We start from the raw sequence: 20,140 nt of genomic DNA, 5'->3' as shown, positions 1-20,140 counted from the left end.
GAGGATGATGGGCGAAACCATACAGACTCTGCCTCAGGAGGCAATGCATGAGAGCCTTTTTCTGAGTGGATCACTGGCATTGGATCTGGTGAATACTGAGATAATCGTGCGTGATAAAAAGCGTGATATGCTTTCATCGACGGCGGCTCTGGCGCGTTGGTGGGATGAGGCGTGTGAGCAACATCCCGATGACTGTCATTTTGTGGTACTAGAAAAACCCATTAACTGGAATACGAACCTGCTGCTAGAAGTAAAAATGCTCCGCACTGTTCTGCGCACCCTGTATACCTGTTTAATTGAACAGCAATCCCTCGATGAAGACACCTTCGAATACTTAAACAGGATCCTTGCCCTGGGCTATCCTGCCCTGCATAAAACCACGGCCCAAAGTGTGAAACCAGTCATCCGTCTACGCGATCCACAGCAAGGGGCCATTATCCTCCCTATTGCGTTATCCGCATTACATCTCTTTACCACGAAGGATCAGCAGCGCCTGCATGTCTGTAAGAATGAGCGCTGCATTCTGTTCTTTTATGACACAACCAGAAGTGGCACGCGCCAGTGGTGCAGCCTCAGTTGTATGCATCGTTCTCGCTCATTCCATAATTACCACAAAAACAATGTAGCAACGCATGCGTGACAGAGAGAACCACGCAAGCGTAGTATTTGAGGTAAAATAGAAAAAGGCACATATCTCTTTATTTCATTGTTTCACATCATAATGGAAGGATTCCTTTTATAATGCCGTCAGTATTGTCTTTTGAACAACATTACGGTCCCTGGGCATTAGTCACTGGTGCGGCCTCTGGTCTGGGAAAAGAATGTACCAATCAGCTTGCTGCGCGTGGACTTCATATTGTAGCCGTGGATGTTAACGCCGAAAAATTGCAGAAGCAAGTGCTTTTTTTGCAACAAACCTACCATATACAGGCCAGAACACTGGTGTTGGACCTGTCTACTCCTGATTTTCTTAGCGAAGTACAACAGGCAACCTCTGATCTGGAGATCGGTCTGCTTGCCAATATTGCAGGACTCTCCTCGGTTGGTCCGTTACTGGATGTTGAACTGGCAACATTACAACGTCAGATCATGATTAATTGTCTGGCTCCGCTGAATCTGTCCTATCACTTTGGACGCTTGATGAGGACGCGCGGTCATGGTGGTATTATTTTCTTCTCGTCTGCATCTGCGCTACAGGGTACCGCCCTCGTCACAAATTATGCCGCCACCAAAGCCTATAATTTGATTCTGGCTGAAGGATTATGGGATGAGCTACGTGGTGCTGGCATCGATGTCCTTGGCTTCGCGCCTGGCGCCACCAATACGCCTGGCTTTCACCATGCACAACCACACTATAAAGCGATTCCTATGCCCTATATGGAACCCGGACCAACTATCACTGAAGCGATTAATGCCCTTGGTAAAACTCCCAGTAAAATTGCTGGACGCTCCAATCGTGCAGCCGCCTTTCTCACTACCCGCATCCTATCGCGTAAACAGGCAATCAAAATGTTTGGTGACAACATGCGCAAACTCTATCCACAGCACGCTCAACCCATCACAAAATCGCAGAAGCACTCGTAGCAGCAGGGCAAGCCCCTGCTACTCGTTAACATAATATATCGCTAAAACACGTTTTTGTGCGAAGACGATGTGCCGCGTACGACTTGTGCATGGTCGTACGCCCACAGGTCGCAGATGCAAGACCTGCCGCTACGTTGTGTTACGCACCAAATAATGCTTAATGAAAATGTATTGGGGGACAAGACCTAATGCTACTCTAATCGCAGGATGTACTCTTCAGTCTCCCGGGCACGGGCATTGGCGTATCCGCTGTCTTCACCAATTCTAGTGAAGCCGCATTTTTCTAGTACACGCACAGAACCTATATTATCTTTAGCGGCACGCCCATACATGGGACGTGTTTGAACCTGCTGGAGAAACATAGCCAGTCCTCTGGTGGCAATTCCTTTCCCCCAATAGGGCTTCCCGATCCAGTAGGTAACCTCTGGGTGCCCTAACTCTTCATCTGTATAGCTTGCGACATAGCCCGCCACTTCTCCATTGAAGAGAATGGTCTGGATGGGATTCCCAGCCGCCAGAATCTTGCTCCAGTGTGCGTTGAAGGCTTCCCTGTTGGCTGGATCTTTCGATACAAAGGCTGCCATCCAACTCGCGTCCTTATCTAATTGCTGTTCAAAGAATATAGGCAGGTCACTCTCGCGAACGTCTCTCAAGAGGACACCAGAGCCATCAATAGTATTCAATCCGGTTTCCATGCAATCCCTCGCTTAATTAGTGAATTATCTACACAGACAATACAGAAACTCATTTGTACATATGTTCTAATATACCAGAATATACTAACTTTGTCTATGCTATGGCCCTATGAGAAGTTTTATCAATAGAGCTTGATTTTATTCAGGGAACCCGCTACGGTTGTACGGAAGAGGAGACGAACAATGTTCATGAGATGCACGACCGGGGACTATAATCAATAGAGAAGCCATAAAGCAGACAATCAGGCAGCCCAGCCGTGGTCGGCAACACAAAAGTTCCAAAACACTGGCCCGATAGAACCTCTTTCTTGACCTTGGGGTTGCCAGTTAGTAGAATAGTTAATTATCTATGGTAGATAATTAATGACAAAGTTGTCTGCAGCGTTAAGATAGAGGAGGCACCATTGCCAGGTGTGCGTATTTTAAATAAAAAAATAAGTTCGTACGGCCTCATTGCGGCTGCGATCATCGCTTTTGCCGTAGCTTTACGTATCTTGCTAGTCGTCTTACATTGGCCTCCCACCAATAGTGATGAAGGAATCATGGCTATCATTGCCAATGATATCGCTTACAAGGGAAAATTTCCATTGATGTTCTATGGCCAGGACTACATGGGCATCATTGAAGCTTATCTTGGAGCCCTCTTTTATCATCTCACGGGGGGATCATCGATCACGGCTTTAAGGCTTGGGGTTATTTTATTAATCGGTCTTTTCTTTTATGTTATCTATAAGCTTACCAGTATAATCTATTCTCAAAAAATGGCTCTATTCACTATTGCCATGCTGAGTGTTGGTTCGATTCCTTACTTAAGCCGTCAGACCCTGGGTACTGGTGGCTCTGCCGAAACCTTATTGTTTGGCTCACTCTCATTTCTTGTTGCTACCTTACTTTCGCTCTCATATGATCCTAAAGCCACCACTCGCACCAGGCTGAAACGTCTGGCAGGATATGCGCTCTTTGGAATTATCGTGGGAATTGGACTCTGGAGCGATATGGTGGGTGCGCCTCTCTATGCCATGTCAACCCTGCTACTTATTATTATCTGTTGGCGCGAAATAGTCATTTGGGGTGGCTGGTTTACAGGCCTCGTGGGAGGTGCGATTGGTTTGCTCCCAACGATTATCTATACGATCACCAATGATATTCCTCATGGAAAGAATCCGCTGAGTGTCTTGTTTGGCATGGCGGGCAGCAGGCCTACCACGGCAACACCAGAACAATTAACCTTCTGGCATAAAGTGGTCGAAACCGTACAGGTTAGCCTGCCGACCGCGACCAGTTCGCCTTTCTGTCCTGTCATTGAGTATCCTTTTATGGGTGATAATACAAGGCGAAGCTTGGCCTGCGGTATTATTCAGTCCAGTTGGAGCATCGGCTATCTGCTCTTGATTATCGCCTCTGTCGTAATGACTGTATTGGTTCTCAGACATCTCAGAAGCACCAAGGATAGCCTCAGTGTAGAAGAGCAACATAGAACACGGGTGATCAGTATAGCCCGCCTGTGTATGCTTGGTGCGGGCATTCTGGCCATACTCACGTACGTAAATAGTTCCGGTCCCATTGACCAACCAGGCTATCACGCACGCTATATTGTAAGCCTTGTCGCCATTACACCAGTAATTCTGGCGCCGTTATGGCAGGCCGCTACCCATCTTAGACCAGAAATCTCATGGCCGAAATTTAGATTATATGCCAGTCGCTTCATCCTGGCGGCACTGGCTATTATTCTGATTAGTGGCACAGTTATCGCCTTCGTGGAAGTTCCCAGAGCACAGGCCGCCAGTAATCGACGCCAGCATCTCATTGAACAGCTTACAGCCCTCAATGTGTCCTATCTCTTTACCGATCACTGGACCTGCTATAGCCTGATTCAGGCTACTATGAACACTAAACATCCCATTATGTGTTCAACGATTGGTGGTGATTATGTTCCGGGCGAGACCTATAAAACGCTAAAGCAAGCAAGTGCAGGGATTAGCGACCAGCATAAACGCATCCAGGCATTTGAAGATGCGGTCAATCATTCAAAGAGACCACCCTTTATGTGTGCCTCAGATCTCACGCTAACAAACGAGAAATACAACTGCTTGCCAGCGCTAAAAGCATGGGCCAAATTTATCAATGACTCCGGTGGAAACTACTTTGTCCCGCATAAGCTTGATGGCTATATCCTCTATCGGTCTGAGAAGAGGCCACCAGGGCGTTAAAACAAACAGGCTTACCAGAATACAAAGAGAGAGAAGGAACGCCATTGCCGATAGTGATCACTATCGGCAATGGCGTTCCTTCTCTCTCTTTAGCGCTGCACTTTTCGCGGCAGGATAGAGGTTACCGGCGCATGAGGCGTCTGGCCCTGCAACAAGGTATCAAGCAAGGAGAACATTGTTTGCACGATTTCAATGGCATCAAATTCAAATATCGTCATGTTGCGGTACCCAAACAGCATCGGAGAGTTCATGTTAGCATGTGAGGCAATTTTCACGTCCTGTCCTATACGCACACCAAGTTCTTGCAAAGCGGTTAAAGCGCCATGGGCCAGCATCTCATCTCCCAGGATCACTCCATCTGGCCGCTCACTTTCAGGAAGACTAAAGTATTCTTTGGCAAGCAAGTAGCCCTGTTCCTGAAATGGCATGCTATATGTTGGCTGAACAACTGGTAGCGGAAGAATTTTAGAGTACTGGGAATTGAATGGGAGAAGTGCCTCTTGATAGGCCCTTTGCAAGCCTTGAAAGGTGGCATAATCCTGAATATCATCTTGCTCCTGACGCTGAAGCGCGATCTGCCAGAGACCAATTTTAGTACACCCCTGTTGGAGCAACGCGCGGGCCGCCATCGTGACCATTTCAACGGAATCTAATTCAACAACCCAGGGTCCACCACCAGCAAATGATACATAGGCAATAGATTGCTTTAGCAACCACTCACGTAGTGGAGAACTTAAACCAACGGCCAGGACACCATCAACTTTCTGGTTGGTGATCATCTGGATGACTTGATCGGGCAGCGAATGGCTTGCATCCATGTTTGGCATGATAGTATAAAATTCGTACGTCTGCTGCTTAAAACGTGCTCGCCGCTCGGCCTCCTGCGAAAATAAAAACCATAGATTGGTCCAGAATGGCGAAACACCGCGTAACGCAAAGACCGAGGCATCGAATAAGATAGCGACTAACTTATGGTGGATATGCGGTGAGACAAAGATGCCTTCGCGCTCCTTGCTATAAAGGGTGCGATCGGCCAGCAATGGGGCCAGCGCTTCACGCAAAGTGATACGCGAGGTCGAGAAGAGTTCGCATAATTCACGTACCGGTAGCAACTGTGCATCCGGCCCTTTCTCAATAGCCATCTCACGAATCTTTTTGCGCACCTCTTCCACTTTCGTCAAAGTCTGATCGCTGGTACTATCTTTCATGCCCACCTCTTTTTACAGCAGTAAGGATAAAAACGGAACAACACTATCGTACCATATGCATGGCTTTTTTGCTCCTTTTTTTCCAAAAAACGAAGTATTGGAGTATCCCAATAGCTTCAAATCTAATATTTACCGCTCTCAAAAGAAGCATAAATTGCTTATACCTTAGTATTTCAGGTAATATAAGGCAGAAGCATTGACATTTTATCATCTTTCTCTTTATACTTGGGATATCCCAGTAAGATCTAAAACTAGCTACTCTATTGAGAATACTTACACTATCTTGGAAAGGAGCGGGATCAGAAATACTATCTTGATAACTCTTGTCCTGTTGTATGGATGAACAGGCTTCTATTTTGCTGCAATGAGATGCAGAAACCTGGTGTATGTGTATGGACACTGTAGTAACAACACACTCTCGGATTAATGGAAGGATTTCATTATGTCCCATGAAAAGGTGCAAAAAAGACGCTATGTGGCGTTTACATGCATAATGCTGGCGGCGCTCACTTTATCTACATTACTATTTTTTGTGCTTCAACCTCTACGAACGACCCATGCGGCCAATCCCAGCTATAATTGGAAACAGCTCAAAATCGGTGGTGGCGGCTTTGTGACAGGGATAGTTATTCATCCTACCGTCCCTGGACTGATGTATGTACGAACCGATGTTGGTGGCGCATACAAACTTGGGCCCAATGATACCTGGCAACAGTTGGTGACGGCAAGCGCGGTGCCCAATCCCACCCAGGGTGATTATAATGTTGTGAGCCTGGCCGTCAGTAAAAGCAACCCTCAGACCCTCTATCTGGCTGCCGGTAATGATCTCAGTACACAAAATGGGCGCATCCTCAAAAGTTCCAACCAGGGTCAGACTTTTACGGACAATGGTCAGCGCTGGTCTATGGATGGCAATGCGGATTATCGCCAGGGCAGCGAACGGCTGGCGGTTGACCCCAACAATGATAATGTGGCGTACTTTGGCTCTCCTAAAGAGGGTCTCTGGGTCACGACCGATGGTGGACAAAACTGGACGCAGGTGCCAACCAGTAGCATACCGGTCGGCACAAATAGCGGAAACACACCGGCAGGTGACGAATTTGTACTCTTCGATCCAACCAGCAGCGTCACCAATGGCAAGACCTCACGTATCTATGTCGGCGTAGCCGGTTCAGGTGTTTATAAGTCTGAGGACGCTGGTGCAAGCTGGAACAACGTCATCAGTACCGATCAGATCCCTTATACCGCCAATGTGGCTTCCGATAGCACGCTGTACGTCTCAATCCAGGCGACCACAGGCGCGGGTGCGGTGGAGCGTTACTCACCAACCAGCAATACAGCGACCACCATCTCTCCTTCACCCGGTGGTAATAGCTATGTCATAGCAGTCGATCCGCATAATCCGCAGCGCGTCATTGCAGGTGCGGGCGGCATTTCGAATGGCAATATCTGGCGTACCACCGATGGCGGTAGCACGTGGACCGCGCTCAATATCAGCGTTTCTTCTCAGGCTATTCCCTGGATAACGCAGACCGATGAAGTGAATTTTATGTCCAGTGCGGAGCTGGCCTTTGATCCATTGGTGCCCGATAAACTCTGGTTTCCTCAGGGGACCGGTGTCTGGTACTCTTCTGATAACAGCGGCCCAACAATCAATTGGAATTTCTATTCACAGGGCATTGAAGAGACGGTCTCCACAGATCTGATTGCCCCTCCTGGAGGCGCTACGATCTCAACCATCTATGATCGCCAGGGATTCTATCATGAGAACGTGGATGCTTATCCCGCCAAACCACTGCTCGACTCGGCATTCTGGGGTGGCACAAGTCTGGATTACAGCGGTGGCAATCCCAGTACGGTCGTAACCGTCCAGGCGAAAAATAATTACTATCCAGCCCTGACGGCCCGGGGTGCCATCTCAGCCGATGGTGGCAAAAATTGGAAGCTCTTTGGAAGTATCCCACCGGGTGCCGTGGGTGGAAATATTGCTATCTCGAGCACCGATCCCAATAATCTGGTCTGGCTTCCCAGTACCGGTAATTTTGGTCAGGGCACTGCTCCCTATTATTCTCAAGATGGTGGACAGACATGGACACAGAGCACTGGCCTGAGCGATCCTAAAGATACCCACTGGCTGTTCTGGTGGGGCTCCAAACGCGCCCTGGCGTCCGACAAGGTGAATAACGCTTTCTATGCCATTACCTTTTCCACTGGTACCTCATCTACCGGCACTTTTTCGACCTCAACCGATGGTGGTAAGACATTTGTGACGGCGGCTAATTCACCGGCCTGCGCCCAGAGTGGTGACTGCCATGTCTTTGGTCAGATCCATGCGGCACCAGGTCACGCAGGACACGTCTGGTCGAGCGCGGCAAAGGATGGGCTGTGGTATACCACCGATGCCGGACAGAGTGCCTGGACCAAAGTAAGCGCGGTCCAGGAGGCACGTGCCTTTGGCTTCGGTAAGACACTACCTGGCACGAGCTATCCTGCGATCTATCTCTATGGGAAGGCCAATGGCGATACGAGCTTTGGCATCTATCGCTCATCTGACCAGGGCGCAACCTGGAGCTTACTGTCTACGGCCCCGCTGGGCATCTATGATAATGCGAATGTGGTCAATGGCGACATGAATATAGCCGGACGTGTCTATGTTGGCTTTAGCGGTAACGGCTTCGCCTATGGGGATGATCCTGAGGCAAATAATAGTGCCAACAAGTATGAGGCCGAACAGGCAAAACTGTCTGGCCGGGCCGCGGTCAACACCAATCATGCCAACTATTCTGGCTCTGGCTTTGTCGATGGCTACTGGCACCAGGGTGCGGCTACCACCTTTACCGTAACGGTTGCGAAGGCTGGAAAATATAAGGCCGATCTACGCTATGCTAATGGCACTAACCGCACGCGTACCCTTAACCTCTATGTCAATGGCAAGCGCAGTAAAACCATCAATCTGGCAAAACTGGGCAACTGGGACACATGGGGTGATAGGGTGGAAACGCTTGTACTCAAGGCGGGCAGCAATACCATCACCTATAAATATGATCGTAACGATAGTGGTAACGTCAATCTCGACTATCTCCAGCTCTCAGCAGCTTAAAGCGCTAAACTTCTTTTCCCGCCGGTCAGGTAATTTTTGCCTGGCCGGCTTCGTTAATATGGTAATATGAGCATATGAAAGGAACCGCATGATGCGAGTATTACCGCCATTCTACCGTTAAATCTTTATTCCATGAGCGGATCTAATAACATCATTGCAGTATATTTGTGTTATGATAGAAGAAAATAGTATTGATACGCGTAGCAATATGTTTACTAAGACAAGATGCGCATGGGCACAGACCAACGAATTGTTCTTTTCCTACCACGATGAGGAGTGGGGCGTCCCGGTCCACGATGACCGCTTGCTGTTTGAGATGTTGAATCTAGAGGGCGCTCAGGCTGGCTTGAGTTGGCTTACAGTGCTGAAAAAACGTGAGAATTATCGTCAAGCCTTCGAGAACTTTGAGGCTGAGAAGATCATACACTACGATGAGGCCAAAAAAGCGGACTTGCTCACCAATGAAGGTATTATTCGTAATCGCTTGAAAATTCATGCTGTAGTTGAGAACGCGAAAGCTTTTCTTGCGGTTCAACGCGAATCCGGTAGCTTCGATCGCTACATCTGGCAATTTGTAGATGGAACACCTTTGCACCATCCTGAAGAGCAGCAGGGGATCGCCAGAAGTGAGCGCATGAGTAAGGACTTGAAGAAGCGCGGCTTCCGCTTTGTCGGCGCGACAATCTGTTATGCCTTTATGCAGGCCGTTGGTATGGTCAATGATCATACGCCGGACTGCTTTCGGAACGCTGAAATAATGTCGCGAGAAGTAGAGAGACATTTGTAGCTGTTCTTGCGATATATATTAGAGAGAGAGTGACTGCATAGTAAAATTATAAGATTGGTTTGAAGGAATAAGATGGATTGGTTTTTACATATCTGGAGGAAACAACGTTTTAAGGCACTAACAATCATCACCTTGCTGTATCTTCTGGTGGTTGATATATTATTGTTGGGCGATGCACTATTTCCACAACGTGAGGGCATATTGGCGTTGGCGGATATTTTCGCCCCCTATCTCTTTATTCCGTTGCTATTCCTACTGCCATTCTTATTCTGGCGTTTTACGTCCGTGTTACGCGTCGTGTTTGTGCTGGGTCTACTCCTTTTTACCCTCTGGTTCCCACCCCGCTTTAGCGGACCAGCTAGCGACCCAACGGTGGGCGCGCAACAGGTACGAGCACTGACCTGGAATTTTCGTGGTCGCAATAAACGCGACGGCTATCTACGCAACATCATTAATCTACAGGAGCCAAACATTGTCGCCTTACAGGAGGCCGATGCGAACGGACTTGATGTGGCGACAGATCTTCAGCAAAAGTATCCTTACCATCTCTATCAACAGGATGAGGTGCCACCGGGAGAGGCGCTACTGAGCCAGTATCCTATTGTGGCCCATGGCATCCTCCAGGCGTCCGATGGCTCGCGTACAGTCTGGGATATTCCCCGTGTGATGTGGGCGCGGCTGGACCTTGGTAAAGGCAAAACGCTGCTGGTGGTTAATGCACATCCTATCTCAGCGATCCAGACTGTGTATAACTGCTTTTACTGTCCTCAACGCCGTGATAACCAGATTAAAGAGCTTAATACGTTTCTGCAGCCACTACTGAAACAGCATGAGCATCTACTGCTCCTGGGCGATATGAATACCAGCGAGCGCGAAATGGCCTACCAGGATCTCGTCACAGGACTTCAGGATACCCAGCTGGCGGTAGGCACGGGAGTTGGAAATTCCTGGGGATGGCGGCTCCTCAATCAGGTCTGGGCAGTCCTGCGTATCGACTACATCTTTGTGAGTCCGAACGTCAAACCATTACAACTGGATACCGATTGCACGGCCCGTGGTAGCCAGCATTGTATCCTGATTGGTACATTCTCGCTCTGATCTCCACAAATTGACACAGAAGCTCTCACTGGTGCGTCTCCTTTTTATACCTACGACAATGCAATGACTATACGATGGAGATGGCTCGATGAAATTGGGATATGCCTGTATCAATCTTTCCATGAAAAACACGTTTCGCACGTTGCGGCTGGCTACGCTACGCGAGCAGGGACTACCTTATCTACAGACGCTGGTCGATGCCAATATGGTTTTGCTGGCGGAGATCTTGCGCTGGAATCATGAACATAATGTGCTGATGTATCGTCTCTCGTCTGATCTGGTGCCGTTTGGTTCACATGATGAGGTTGAACTCACCAAAATTGCCTTCCCGCTACGCCATGAAATCGCGTCATTGGCGCAGGGCATGCGTCTCTCCACCCATCCAGGTCAGTTTACACTCCCTTCCGCCGACGGTGAGGTATGGCAAAGGAGTGTCAAAGATCTGCACTATCACTGCTATCTGATGGATATCCTGGGCATCGATGGAGATATCGTGCTTCATGGAGGTGGTGTCTATGGAGATCGCGGCGCGACGGCGGAGCGCATCAAGCGCAACCTGCGCTCTCTACCAGCTGAAATTCAACGCCGCATCCGTCTGGAAAACGATGAGCGCTCCTGGGCCGTCGATGAACTACTGCCTATCTGTGAAGAGACCGGAATTCCATTAATTGTCGATTCTCTCCACCATGCCATCAACGGCAAAATGCCCCTGGCCAACCTCCCCTGGGTCAACATCTTCGCCACCTGGCAGGACCGTGTGCCCAAGTTGCACTACTCTGAACAGGATCCAACCAAACGAGCGGGCGCCCATAGCAGCTATGTCGATGTCAACGCATTTAGCAAGTTCCTCGCCAGCGTCCCAGGCTCCAGCTATGACGTTATGCTTGAATGCAAAGCCAAAGAACAGACCCTGCTCAAACTACGGCAGGAACTTGCCATCCTCGCGAGAGAGGGCTCACCTGAGATCGCTACCCTGATCAACACGAAACAGATCGAAGGTATCTACGCAGCGGCCACTTTATAAATAATGCCACTAATTTTCTATCTATGCTGATCCTACATCGCTTATCATTCATTTAACATGGTTGTTTTTTTCTCATCAAGGTCAAAGCAGGTGGTGGTCATAGATACGCTCACGCCTATTGAGCACGTCCCCTAGCGTAACGGCTGGGGGATGTGCTCACTCTTCGGCAGCATCTTGATGAGGATGCAGACCGCTTCACCCTAAAGGACATAAATCCTGGATTTTTCGCTTTAAAATTTCTTTTAGAGACAACATATCTATTTGTAACTTAATCTATATAATGATACTATACTGAGACTGGTATCATTTTCTGGTGCTTTTACAATGATCTCTTTTTATTTTTTTGTGTTGGATAGACACTATTGAAAGAGGAGATATTATTGCTTACTGGTCATGCCAATCTCAATTCATCAATCGATGTAAACTCTTCGCTCAATGTTTCTGTGGTGGAGCAAAGACTTTTGGCCGCTCTATTGGACCTTCTTTGTCTCGCTGGATTAGGTTTTTTGGTCAATACAACCTTTGGCGTTGTTCATGTCACAAGTGGTATGCCTCTACTGCTAGCACAAAATGGTTGGTCCATATATACAGCCACGACAACCGTTGATTGGTGGTGGCTGGCTTTGCTTACCTTTAGCTACTTTTTTGTGCTGGAAACTCTGTTCAGTACGACTATTGGAAAAGCGATGCTAGGCTTGTATGTGATCCCGGCATCAGCTGAACGGAGAAGCTGGCATATTACACCATGGCAAGCGTTTCTGCGCAATCTATTGCGTCCACTAGAAGCTCTTCAGATTTTCTATGTACTTGGTACAGGCTTACTGACGCTGATCATTATCAGCCGCACAGAAAAACACCAGCGCCTGGGCGATCTGCTGGCTCGCACTATTGTGGTTGATAAAAAGTCGCTCCCCAACCCACCATATCCAGCATCCCAGCGCCATCGACGTACAGTAATACTCGTGGCTATTCTGACATGTTGTGTGGCTGGTTGCACTGTTTTTTATTACTATGGGCGTCCCCCGCTGGTCATTGAGGGTCTATACAATACGCGTCAGCTATTGAATAACAGCGTACAGTCATATCAACTTGGCTCGCCCAGTTGGGGAACGGATAAAGCGGCAAGGAGTATCATCACGTATCCCATTCACGTAAAATCTATTCAGAAAGGAAAAATGCAAACGTGCGATGGTAAATTAATGCTCCATTGGGATAACTTCCCACAAGGATGGACCAGTGACGGAGGTGCTTTTTGGAACTGCACTCCATAAAGATTTCTATAGCTAGAAGTATGTCGCGATGCATATCATAGCGGAGTTGAAATAATGCTTCGCACTGAGCGAAAAAACTGGCCTGTATGTACAGGATACGCTGATGCTGGCGCTTGGATTTGAATCGGTGGTAGTATTTCAACATGGAGATCGATCGGTTTTCCAACCTTCCTCGATGGTGCTGGTTTGATTATCCCAAACTTTTACGCTCTATGGAACGTGATGTAGTATAAAGTAGAATGTGTGTCGGGAGCGGCGTTCGCGCTTATTTTCAATGCAATAATAGGAGCTGTTTATTAGTGAGTGAATTTAGTAACGAAGCACTGATAGGCGTACTGGCCCTGGTTGGTATCGTCATCATCATCGCGGCCTTGCTGTCAGGTATCATTGAGCGTACGGGCTTCCCACAGGTGGCTGTGTTCTTGCTTATCGGGGCTATGCTGGGGCCGGCGGGCCTGGGGCTGCTCAATTTAACGCTTGATTCTCCTATTTTACACACGGTCACCACTCTTAGCCTGGCTCTGGTGCTATTTACAGATGCGATTTCGCTGGATATTAATGAGATTCGCCGTTCAGGTCCTTTGACCCTCCTGGTACTGGGACCAGGAACGTTGCTTTCCACCGCTTTAATTGCATTGCTGGCCTGGGGGCTATTGCATTTGCCTCTGGTGGCCGCTATTTTATTAGGCGCGGCACTGGCCTCCACGGATCCTGTACTGCTACGTGGTCTGCTGCGACGCGATGATATTCCACCCACGGCACGCCAGGCTTTACGCCTCGAGAGTGGCTTAAATGATGCGGTTTTGCTACCGATTGTACTGGTAGCGATGGAACTGCTATCCAAGTCCAATGGACTCACCCCAACCGACTGGGGGCGTCTGGCCCTTGATCTCTGTGTGCTGGGACCCGGTGCCGGCATGCTGGTTGGTGTATGCGGCGTGGCAACGATGGCGCTGATCCGCAAGCGCTTTGGCATCAGGCGTGATTATGAGTCGTTGTTCTCGCTTGGTATCGCCTTTACAGCCTATGCCGCCGCTGAAGCGGTCCATGGCAGTGGCTTCCTGGCGGCATTCGTGGCAGGACTCACTATTTCGGCCCTGGATATCGAGTTGTGCGACTGCTTCCTTGAATATGGCGAGACGACGGCCGAGCTAACCTTGCTCTTCACATTTGTGCTCTTTGGCACATCATTGATCTGGGGTGGCCTGACAATCCTGACGATACCGCTAATCATTTTCGCGGTCTGCGCGCTACTGGTACGCCCCATAGCCTTTTATCTGTCACTGGCACGGGTACGACTTGGTTGGAAGGAACGCCAGTTGATTGCCTGGTTTGGGCCACGCGGTCTGAGCTCGCTGCTGCTAATTCTCCTGCCTGTCTTTAGCGGCATACCTGGCAGTCAATACCTGTTTTTGATCTGTTCACTGGTCGTGCTCCTGTCAGTAATCTCACATGGTGGATTGCCGCTGTTATTACAACGGCGTAATGTACGCCAACAAAATCAGCTCGGGACAACTCCAGATGGCAGTTCACCGCTACCTTTAGTTCCGGCACCAGCGGAGAACCTGCCAGCCGAAAACCTACCAGTTGAGGATGTACCAGCCGAGAAACCACCAACCGAGAAAGATCCTGCAAGTGCAGCAGTTACCCGCGGGTTGCCACTACCAGTCATTAATCAAGAAGCGACGGAAGAGAAAAAAGCGCCTGAGTCTGCTCCGGTGGCGGTTGATCAACAGCAGAGAGCGCCTTCAAGGATCATACTCAAAGATTTACGAGAATTGATCCAGCGGGGGGAGCAGGTTATCTTGTTGGATGCGCGTAAACCACGCGACTATAGCAATAGTGATGTACAGGCAAGCGGATCGATCCGTCTGTCACCTGATAATGTGGCCTTCCAGGCTCGACAGATGGGGCTGCCTACCTCCGCCTACATCGTCGTTTACTGTACTTGACCCAATGAAGAAACAAGTGCCCGTGTGGTACTAGACTTACAACGATCGGGCTGGCCGCGTTCCAGCGCTTTACGGGGTGGCTTTAAAGCCTGGCAGTCTTACGGACTGCCGCTTGAACCGCGTGGTACACCCCATACGTTCGATGAAAAACTGCTGATCTAATCGTATAATTAGTCAATCAATCACCAACAGAGCCTCTCTAACGATATCCAGAAAGGCTCTGTTGGTCTCTTGAAAAAGGATCTAAACGGACTTCGCTGCAATGCTCACGCTGGCAACAGGATATTTAGCATTAGCCAATGCTTGCTCTATCTCCGCCAATTGCACACGCTCGCTATCATAGCGGATCTGAACCGTTTTGGTAGGCAGGTCAGTCCCCATAATATCCACGCCGGCAAACGCTTGCAGCACCCTGGTAATATTACCCACACATCCACTACAATTCATCTTCGCCATCGTCAAACAACATTCTCGTAACATAGCAAAATCCTCCCTAACATCTAACACCAATCACACCTCTACTATATCAACTATTTATAGTAAAAGGAACCCTAAGCAAAAATATAGGTATTTATACTAATACAATAAAAAAGATCAATACAAATAAAAATAATCAAATCCTTCTCTTCAATGTATTGAAGTGAGTATGTAGATCGCAACTCCCATATCCACTTCAACATTTCATCATGTAGCGAGCAACGCAGGTGAGAGGATCCACAGATCATACCACAATCATTACCGTATATATTTATATATTTTATGTTATAATAAATTTGAAGATTGAAACGGTTGACCTGTGCTTCGTCCCAGTAAAAATTTATTTAGTCAGTACACACTATCAAGCTCCCTTGCATTGCTCCAGCACGGAGACAACACATCTGGCTTGTTTTTCAGGAGAATGACACATGATTACCGTGATACAACAAAAATATCTGCTTCAGGGAGCCGTCTTTGGGGCTCGTGGCGATTCTTGCTCGTGCAATCCATGCGATTGCAATCCATGCAAATGTGCGGATGGCGTGAGAGGCAACGATGGACTCAGCTATCCTTTATGGCGCGTCAGTGGCTATTATATCGAGACTGGCACTATTCAGGATATAGAGGTCTCAGACCTCTCCATTATGAGTCTGACTCAACCAGTTTCTGTAGAGAGTAATGAACTCTGGCAAGAGATATTTCTCATTGATGCCCGAGCAACCAGTGAACAAGCAAGTGCCCTGCTCAGTATGTTTGAGCGACAACTGGACAGTGTGCCGGCTGAAGTGGCCCCTTTACCGCACACACAGCGGGCTGTCTATCGCGCCCAATTAGCGTATCATCCCGCAGCAGAGGGCAATCCGACCCTCCATGCTACCTTTAGGCCTGATCAACCATCCTTGTTGCGCGCTAGCAGTGATCCGCAAGCATATCAGGCCCGCGCATGGGACTATGATGGACCAATGGCGTTAAGAAATACCTTTACATTCAAAAAAATGTAGCCTCTACGGCAATCTAAAAAGGCAGAAAAGGATTTGCTACCTTTCTGCTTTTTTGTTACCCATATATATCTTATTCCTCTACTATTTATCAGCCCTCTCCGGATGATAGCAGCCTCTACCCCTAACCTGTAAATATGACAGCAATACTGCTCAAATCTCGCCGCTACCCACCGCGACAGCCACATGCGTCGAACTCTATGTATCAATCCACCAGATGACAGATACGTCACCCCAGCAACGTGGTATGGCTTCCGGTGCTGGAAGAGTCTCACTGTGACGGACTGGGATGAGGCCGTTGGAAAGTCGACAGAAGAAAGAGCAAAGCAATGGCAGATCGACAGCAGGAGATGGCTGGTACCAACAGCAGCCAGCCCCATCAGCAACCAGCACAGAATCACATCACCTACCAGCCTGAAGATCGTCCCACGCTCATCTCAAGCATGTTGCTGGACCGCGCCACTACTGTGATCTATGTCCTGGTTGGTATCTGTTTTCTGCTGGGAACCCTCATCGCCCTTGGCTACGGCTGCTGGGATGTGGCAGTCACCTTACTAGGGCTATCAGGAATGCAAGGGAGCGAGCAATCTTCGGCGGTCGCCAACGCCATTATTAAACTGATCGCTGACCTGCTGCTGGTCCTGATTATGGCCGAGGTGCTTGGAACCATCATCCATTATCTCAAAGCCCATGTGACCTCGCTACGTCCATTTCTCTTCATTGGCATTATCTCCGCCACCCGAGGCATCCTCTCGATCAGTGCCAAACTCTCAGTCGGAAAGGTCGAAAATTTCAACTCGGTAATGATCGAACTGGGCATGTACGCGCTCATCGTCCTGGTCCTGGGCATCACCCTAAAGTTGCTGGGCCGAGATTTTGAGATTGGACCTAATGGATAAGATGTTCATTTCACTATTCCCCCCTTGACTTCAAGTTGACTTGAACATGTACACTTGCTGCTAGATCATGGTTAACTTATACACCAGCCTCTATTCAATCACGACTAGAAGATAAAAGGAAATATATCGACTATGCGTATTCTAGCTATTTCTGGCAGCTTGCGTGCAACTTCAACCAATACGAGACTTGTACGTACAATTATGCATATGGCTCCTGCTACAATGGAATTTACACTCTATGAAGGACTGGGAGACCTCCCACATTTCTCCCCTGATATCGATGGTGATCATTCACCCTCAACAGTACTCACATTGCGCCAGTTGCTCACTGAAGCCGATGGCGTACTGATCTGTACTCCAGAATATGCCTTTGGCGTCCCGGGCGTCCTGAAGAATGCGCTCGACTGGACGGTATCTACCGGCGATTTCTCTGGCAAGCCGACTGTGGCCATCAGTGCCTCCCCACTCTGGGGAGGAGGCGATAAAGCCCATGCATCACTGCTACTAACCCTACAAGCATTAGGCGCGAAGGTCCCCGAAGCAGGCAAACTCTCGATCCCTCAGATCAACAAAAAACTGAATCCTTCCGGCGAAATCCAGGATACAGCAACAGCCCAACAACTTACAGCCGTGCTCGATGCCCTCGCCCAAACCATCGACAACCTGTAATCCACAGGCTCGATGCCCTCGCCCAAACCATCGACAACCTGTAATCCACTGTTTTAAATGTGGTGTAAAATTGTGCGCAATGCGCACAATTTTACACCACATTTAAAAGAATGATGGGCCCTTCAGGGCCCGCGTATGGCTGGTCGCATATTCCTCAACAAGCGTGGCAACCAAACACTATCACAATAAAAAAAAAGAAGTTAACTGAATGTAAATTCTGTTACTCGCAACACATGTTACAAAAATATATGTGTTACAATATAGCTACAGGGAAAATATCTTCCCTGCTGGTCCTGTCACAGAAAGTTCAGTGCGTCAATTAGCATGGCCGTCTTATTTTGATTGTGAAAAAGGAGTTTTGCTCTTATGGAATGGGCAGTAACTATTGCTGCATTTCTCGCGTCAGCCGTAGAATTTGTCGAGGCCTTTACCATTGTCCTGGTGGTTGGCATTACGATTAACTGGCGGAGCGCGATGATCGGCGCCGTAGCAGCGGCTTTAACGCTGGCTGTGATTGTTGCCATCTTTGGTACCGCGATCGTCTATTATGTTCCAATTGCGATCTTACGCATCGTCGTTGGGTTGATTCTGGTTCTCTTTGGTTTAAAATGGCTCAAAAAGGCCATTCTGCGCTATAGCGGTCTCAAGGCATTACACGATGAAGAAGCCATTTTCGAGGAGACGATGGCAGAGATGCGCGCGCGTGGCGAAGATATCACCCAGATTCAGCCTACGGCTGTTGCGCTCTCATATAAATCGGTCCTGCTTGAAGGATTGGAAGTAGCTTTTATTGTGATTACCTTTGGGAGTAATGCGACCTCGACAAGCGGCATCAGCGGCATTGGCTCGGCTGCGATCGGTGCAGTTGTGGCTGGCCTGCTGGTAATCTTGCTGGGCGCACTTGTACGCGCTCCACTCAAGCAGGTACCTGAAAATACCTTGAAGTTCGTAGTCGGTATTATGCTTACCACATTTGGTACCTTCTGGATGGTTGAAGGCTTTAATGTGGATTGGCCTTTCGCGGATGCTTTCATTCCTGTTCTCGCCATTATCTATCTCCTGGCATCAATGGGATTTGTAGCGTGGCTAAAAAGCCAGCAGCGCTCTATCGCAGCGTCCAATGTCAGTAGCGTAGGACGATAAGCAAAGAGAGAGCAAGAAAGAAAGGAAACGGACTCGCGCATGAAACCATTAAAAGCGGTCTATAATTTCATTGTTGGCGATATGATTATTCTTGTTGGTATTGTACTTGTATTTCTCTTGTTACTACTGATAAATAATGTAGCTTCACTGGCAGCGATTCGACCTTATTCAGGACTCATTCTCGTGGTTGTTATTCTGGCAGTCCTGGGCATTACACTGAATCGCGAACTGCGTAGTAAGAAGAGAGTATAAGTTGTATCGTGTATGTGGTGGCAGGACAACTGCCCTGCCATCACGTACAGGTAATGGTATGTGGCAAAAGCCAGGGTCTGTAGCTTCTTTTTTAGCTTTTATGGGTATGACTGCGTTCCGTGCGTCGTGGGTGGAGTTGTTTATGTCCTTCTAGCGGTAAGCTTCCTTGTGACTCATCATCCTCTTGCTTGAGGAAGACCTTCTCCTCAAATTCTTCAAGCATTTTTGCGCAACGCTCTATACTGCGCAGGGCCTGCTCCCGACGGGCCGCCCCAAACCAGTCCCGTTCAACCACCCGATCATACCAGCGCCGAATTTTCTCCAGTTCCTGCCCAATTTCTTCCGCTTCCGCAAAGGTGAAATTCTGTCGAAAGGTCTCAAACTCGATCTCTTTACTGAAATTCACGTCGCAATTCTCGATAATCTCATCGTATTGCAGGTTGCTCTGCGCGATAAAACCATCCACAATTTTCGTTTCTTCTTCAACTGGTAGATCATTAATGGGCAATAGATGGTAATTACCACCTTGCTCTGTAATACGTTCGGTAATCTTCTGCAAAGAGAGACGCACTGCATCTATTTCAGGAAAAATACAAACACTTTGCTGCAAGTAAAGCGCACCCATCTTCTTTAACTCTCGCCAGATACCCACACGGGTACCTGATGGCTGGCTGGGCACTTGATAGATTAAAAGGATATAACGCCGAAGGTCCATCTATGAATACCTCATTTTTTGATGAATAGTTGTTTTCATGCGATCTTATGCCAGTCTC

The 20,140-nt window shown here is 48.4% G+C and carries 19 protein-coding genes; 15 read left to right on the top strand and 4 right to left on the bottom strand.

Features of this window, described 5'->3' with window-relative positions; translation table 11 throughout:
* Positions 1 to 4 precede the first annotated feature (4 nt).
* Together EL633_RS33855 and EL633_RS33850 are read left to right on the top strand one after the other, a co-directional pair.
* Positions 5 to 640 carry a CGNR zinc finger domain-containing protein gene (locus tag EL633_RS33855; protein WP_126631618.1) on the top strand — a complete coding sequence of 212 codons (636 nt, stop codon included), beginning with the start codon at positions 5 to 7 and terminating at the stop codon, positions 638 to 640.
* 101 nt (positions 641 to 741) lie between these two features.
* On the top strand, positions 742 to 1,584 hold the full coding sequence (locus EL633_RS33850; protein ID WP_126631617.1) for an SDR family NAD(P)-dependent oxidoreductase: 843 nt from the start codon (positions 742 to 744) through the stop codon (positions 1,582 to 1,584).
* Positions 1,585 to 1,775: 191 nt separating this feature from the next.
* Here EL633_RS33850 and EL633_RS33845 read toward each other — a convergent pair whose 3' ends face one another.
* Positions 1,776 to 2,267 carry a GNAT family N-acetyltransferase gene (locus EL633_RS33845; RefSeq protein WP_161982708.1) on the bottom strand — a complete coding sequence of 164 codons (492 nt, stop codon included), beginning with the start codon at positions 2,265 to 2,267 and terminating at the stop codon, positions 1,776 to 1,778.
* Positions 2,268 to 2,683: 416 nt separating this feature from the next.
* On the opposite strand from EL633_RS33845, the gene EL633_RS33840 reads away from it, so the two are divergent.
* Complete coding sequence (locus tag EL633_RS33840; RefSeq protein WP_126631615.1) at positions 2,684 to 4,489, top strand: ArnT family glycosyltransferase; 1,806 nt, start codon at positions 2,684 to 2,686, stop codon at positions 4,487 to 4,489.
* A gap of 89 nt (positions 4,490 to 4,578) precedes the next feature.
* Here EL633_RS33840 and EL633_RS33835 read toward each other — a convergent pair whose 3' ends face one another.
* The gene (locus EL633_RS33835) at positions 4,579 to 5,697 is read right to left on the bottom strand and encodes a substrate-binding domain-containing protein (protein ID WP_126631614.1); all 1,119 of its coding nucleotides are present in this window, start codon (positions 5,695 to 5,697) and stop codon (positions 4,579 to 4,581) included.
* 442 nt (positions 5,698 to 6,139) lie between these two features.
* Between EL633_RS33835 and EL633_RS33830 the strand changes: the two genes are divergently transcribed.
* The 7 genes from EL633_RS33830 to EL633_RS36845 all read left to right on the top strand — a co-directional run bounded on the left by EL633_RS33830 (position 6,140) and on the right by EL633_RS36845 (position 15,091).
* Positions 6,140 to 8,797 carry a CBM35 domain-containing protein gene (locus EL633_RS33830; protein WP_126631613.1) on the top strand — a complete coding sequence of 886 codons (2,658 nt, stop codon included), beginning with the start codon at positions 6,140 to 6,142 and terminating at the stop codon, positions 8,795 to 8,797.
* A gap of 172 nt (positions 8,798 to 8,969) precedes the next feature.
* Complete coding sequence (locus tag EL633_RS33825) at positions 8,970 to 9,584, top strand: DNA-3-methyladenine glycosylase I (protein ID WP_246039318.1); 615 nt, start codon at positions 8,970 to 8,972, stop codon at positions 9,582 to 9,584.
* Positions 9,585 to 9,656: 72 nt separating this feature from the next.
* Positions 9,657 to 10,682 carry an endonuclease/exonuclease/phosphatase family protein gene (locus EL633_RS33820; RefSeq protein ID WP_126631612.1) on the top strand — a complete coding sequence of 342 codons (1,026 nt, stop codon included), beginning with the start codon at positions 9,657 to 9,659 and terminating at the stop codon, positions 10,680 to 10,682.
* Positions 10,683 to 10,770: 88 nt separating this feature from the next.
* Positions 10,771 to 11,706, top strand: a complete 936-nt coding sequence (gene uvsE, locus EL633_RS33815) for a UV DNA damage repair endonuclease UvsE (RefSeq protein ID WP_126631611.1) — start codon at positions 10,771 to 10,773, stop codon at positions 11,704 to 11,706.
* A gap of 380 nt (positions 11,707 to 12,086) precedes the next feature.
* Complete coding sequence (locus EL633_RS33810) at positions 12,087 to 12,977, top strand: RDD family protein (RefSeq protein ID WP_161982674.1); 891 nt, start codon at positions 12,087 to 12,089, stop codon at positions 12,975 to 12,977.
* 299 nt (positions 12,978 to 13,276) lie between these two features.
* Complete coding sequence (locus EL633_RS33805) at positions 13,277 to 14,929, top strand: cation:proton antiporter domain-containing protein (protein ID WP_161982673.1); 1,653 nt, start codon at positions 13,277 to 13,279, stop codon at positions 14,927 to 14,929.
* A gap of 24 nt (positions 14,930 to 14,953) precedes the next feature.
* Positions 14,954 to 15,091 (top strand): rhodanese-like domain-containing protein, encoded by a 138-nt coding sequence (locus tag EL633_RS36845; RefSeq protein WP_161982672.1) that lies wholly within the window; start codon positions 14,954 to 14,956, stop codon positions 15,089 to 15,091.
* Between the two features lie 81 nt (positions 15,092 to 15,172).
* Here EL633_RS36845 and EL633_RS33800 read toward each other — a convergent pair whose 3' ends face one another.
* Entirely contained in the window at positions 15,173 to 15,409 is a 237-nt protein-coding gene (locus tag EL633_RS33800) for a heavy-metal-associated domain-containing protein (RefSeq protein WP_126631608.1), read from the bottom strand.
* A 425-nt stretch (positions 15,410 to 15,834) separates the two neighbouring features.
* On the opposite strand from EL633_RS33800, the gene EL633_RS33795 reads away from it, so the two are divergent.
* The 5 genes from EL633_RS33795 to EL633_RS33775 all read left to right on the top strand — a co-directional run bounded on the left by EL633_RS33795 (position 15,835) and on the right by EL633_RS33775 (position 19,367).
* A complete protein-coding gene (locus tag EL633_RS33795) occupies positions 15,835 to 16,407 on the top strand; it encodes a DUF1326 domain-containing protein (RefSeq protein WP_126631607.1) in 573 nt (190 codons plus the stop codon).
* 326 nt (positions 16,408 to 16,733) lie between these two features.
* The gene (locus EL633_RS33790) at positions 16,734 to 17,303 is read left to right on the top strand and encodes a phosphate-starvation-inducible PsiE family protein (RefSeq protein WP_126631606.1); all 570 of its coding nucleotides are present in this window, start codon (positions 16,734 to 16,736) and stop codon (positions 17,301 to 17,303) included.
* Positions 17,304 to 17,435: 132 nt separating this feature from the next.
* On the top strand, positions 17,436 to 17,972 hold the full coding sequence (locus tag EL633_RS33785) for an NADPH-dependent FMN reductase (protein ID WP_126631605.1): 537 nt from the start codon (positions 17,436 to 17,438) through the stop codon (positions 17,970 to 17,972).
* A gap of 366 nt (positions 17,973 to 18,338) precedes the next feature.
* Complete coding sequence (locus EL633_RS33780) at positions 18,339 to 19,115, top strand: COG4280 domain-containing protein (protein ID WP_126631604.1); 777 nt, start codon at positions 18,339 to 18,341, stop codon at positions 19,113 to 19,115.
* A 39-nt stretch (positions 19,116 to 19,154) separates the two neighbouring features.
* Positions 19,155 to 19,367, top strand: coding sequence for a hypothetical protein (locus EL633_RS33775; RefSeq protein WP_126631603.1), 213 nt, complete (start codon positions 19,155 to 19,157; stop codon positions 19,365 to 19,367).
* A gap of 91 nt (positions 19,368 to 19,458) precedes the next feature.
* On the opposite strand, the gene EL633_RS33770 is transcribed toward EL633_RS33775, so the two are convergent.
* Positions 19,459 to 20,082, bottom strand: a complete 624-nt coding sequence (locus EL633_RS33770; protein ID WP_126631602.1) for a Chromate resistance protein ChrB — start codon at positions 20,080 to 20,082, stop codon at positions 19,459 to 19,461.
* Between the last annotated feature and the right edge of the window lie 58 nt (positions 20,083 to 20,140).

This window comes from Dictyobacter alpinus (genome assembly GCF_003967575.1).
Taxonomy (GTDB): domain Bacteria; phylum Chloroflexota; class Ktedonobacteria; order Ktedonobacterales; family Ktedonobacteraceae; genus Dictyobacter; species Dictyobacter alpinus.
The sequence above is the reverse complement of the archived record's forward strand: the minus strand, read 5'-3'. Positions and strand labels throughout refer to the sequence as shown.

Coding starts and splice junctions, on each gene's coding strand:
- EL633_RS33855 (WP_126631618.1), top strand. CDS start 5: ATGATGGGCGAAACCATACAGACTCTGCCTCAGGAGGCAATGCATGAG.
- EL633_RS33850 (WP_126631617.1), top strand. CDS start 742: ATGCCGTCAGTATTGTCTTTTGAACAACATTACGGTCCCTGGGCATTA.
- EL633_RS33835 (WP_126631614.1), bottom strand. CDS start 5,697: ATGAAAGATAGTACCAGCGATCAGACTTTGACGAAAGTGGAAGAGGTG.
- EL633_RS33830 (WP_126631613.1), top strand. CDS start 6,140: ATGTCCCATGAAAAGGTGCAAAAAAGACGCTATGTGGCGTTTACATGC.
- EL633_RS33825 (WP_246039318.1), top strand. CDS start 8,970: ATGATAGAAGAAAATAGTATTGATACGCGTAGCAATATGTTTACTAAG.
- EL633_RS33820 (WP_126631612.1), top strand. CDS start 9,657: ATGGATTGGTTTTTACATATCTGGAGGAAACAACGTTTTAAGGCACTA.
- uvsE (WP_126631611.1), top strand. CDS start 10,771: ATGAAATTGGGATATGCCTGTATCAATCTTTCCATGAAAAACACGTTT.
- EL633_RS33800 (WP_126631608.1), bottom strand. CDS start 15,409: ATGTTACGAGAATGTTGTTTGACGATGGCGAAGATGAATTGTAGTGGA.
- EL633_RS33795 (WP_126631607.1), top strand. CDS start 15,835: ATGATTACCGTGATACAACAAAAATATCTGCTTCAGGGAGCCGTCTTT.
- EL633_RS33790 (WP_126631606.1), top strand. CDS start 16,734: ATGGCAGATCGACAGCAGGAGATGGCTGGTACCAACAGCAGCCAGCCC.
- EL633_RS33785 (WP_126631605.1), top strand. CDS start 17,436: ATGCGTATTCTAGCTATTTCTGGCAGCTTGCGTGCAACTTCAACCAAT.
- EL633_RS33780 (WP_126631604.1), top strand. CDS start 18,339: ATGGAATGGGCAGTAACTATTGCTGCATTTCTCGCGTCAGCCGTAGAA.
- EL633_RS33775 (WP_126631603.1), top strand. CDS start 19,155: ATGAAACCATTAAAAGCGGTCTATAATTTCATTGTTGGCGATATGATT.
- EL633_RS33770 (WP_126631602.1), bottom strand. CDS start 20,082: ATGGACCTTCGGCGTTATATCCTTTTAATCTATCAAGTGCCCAGCCAG.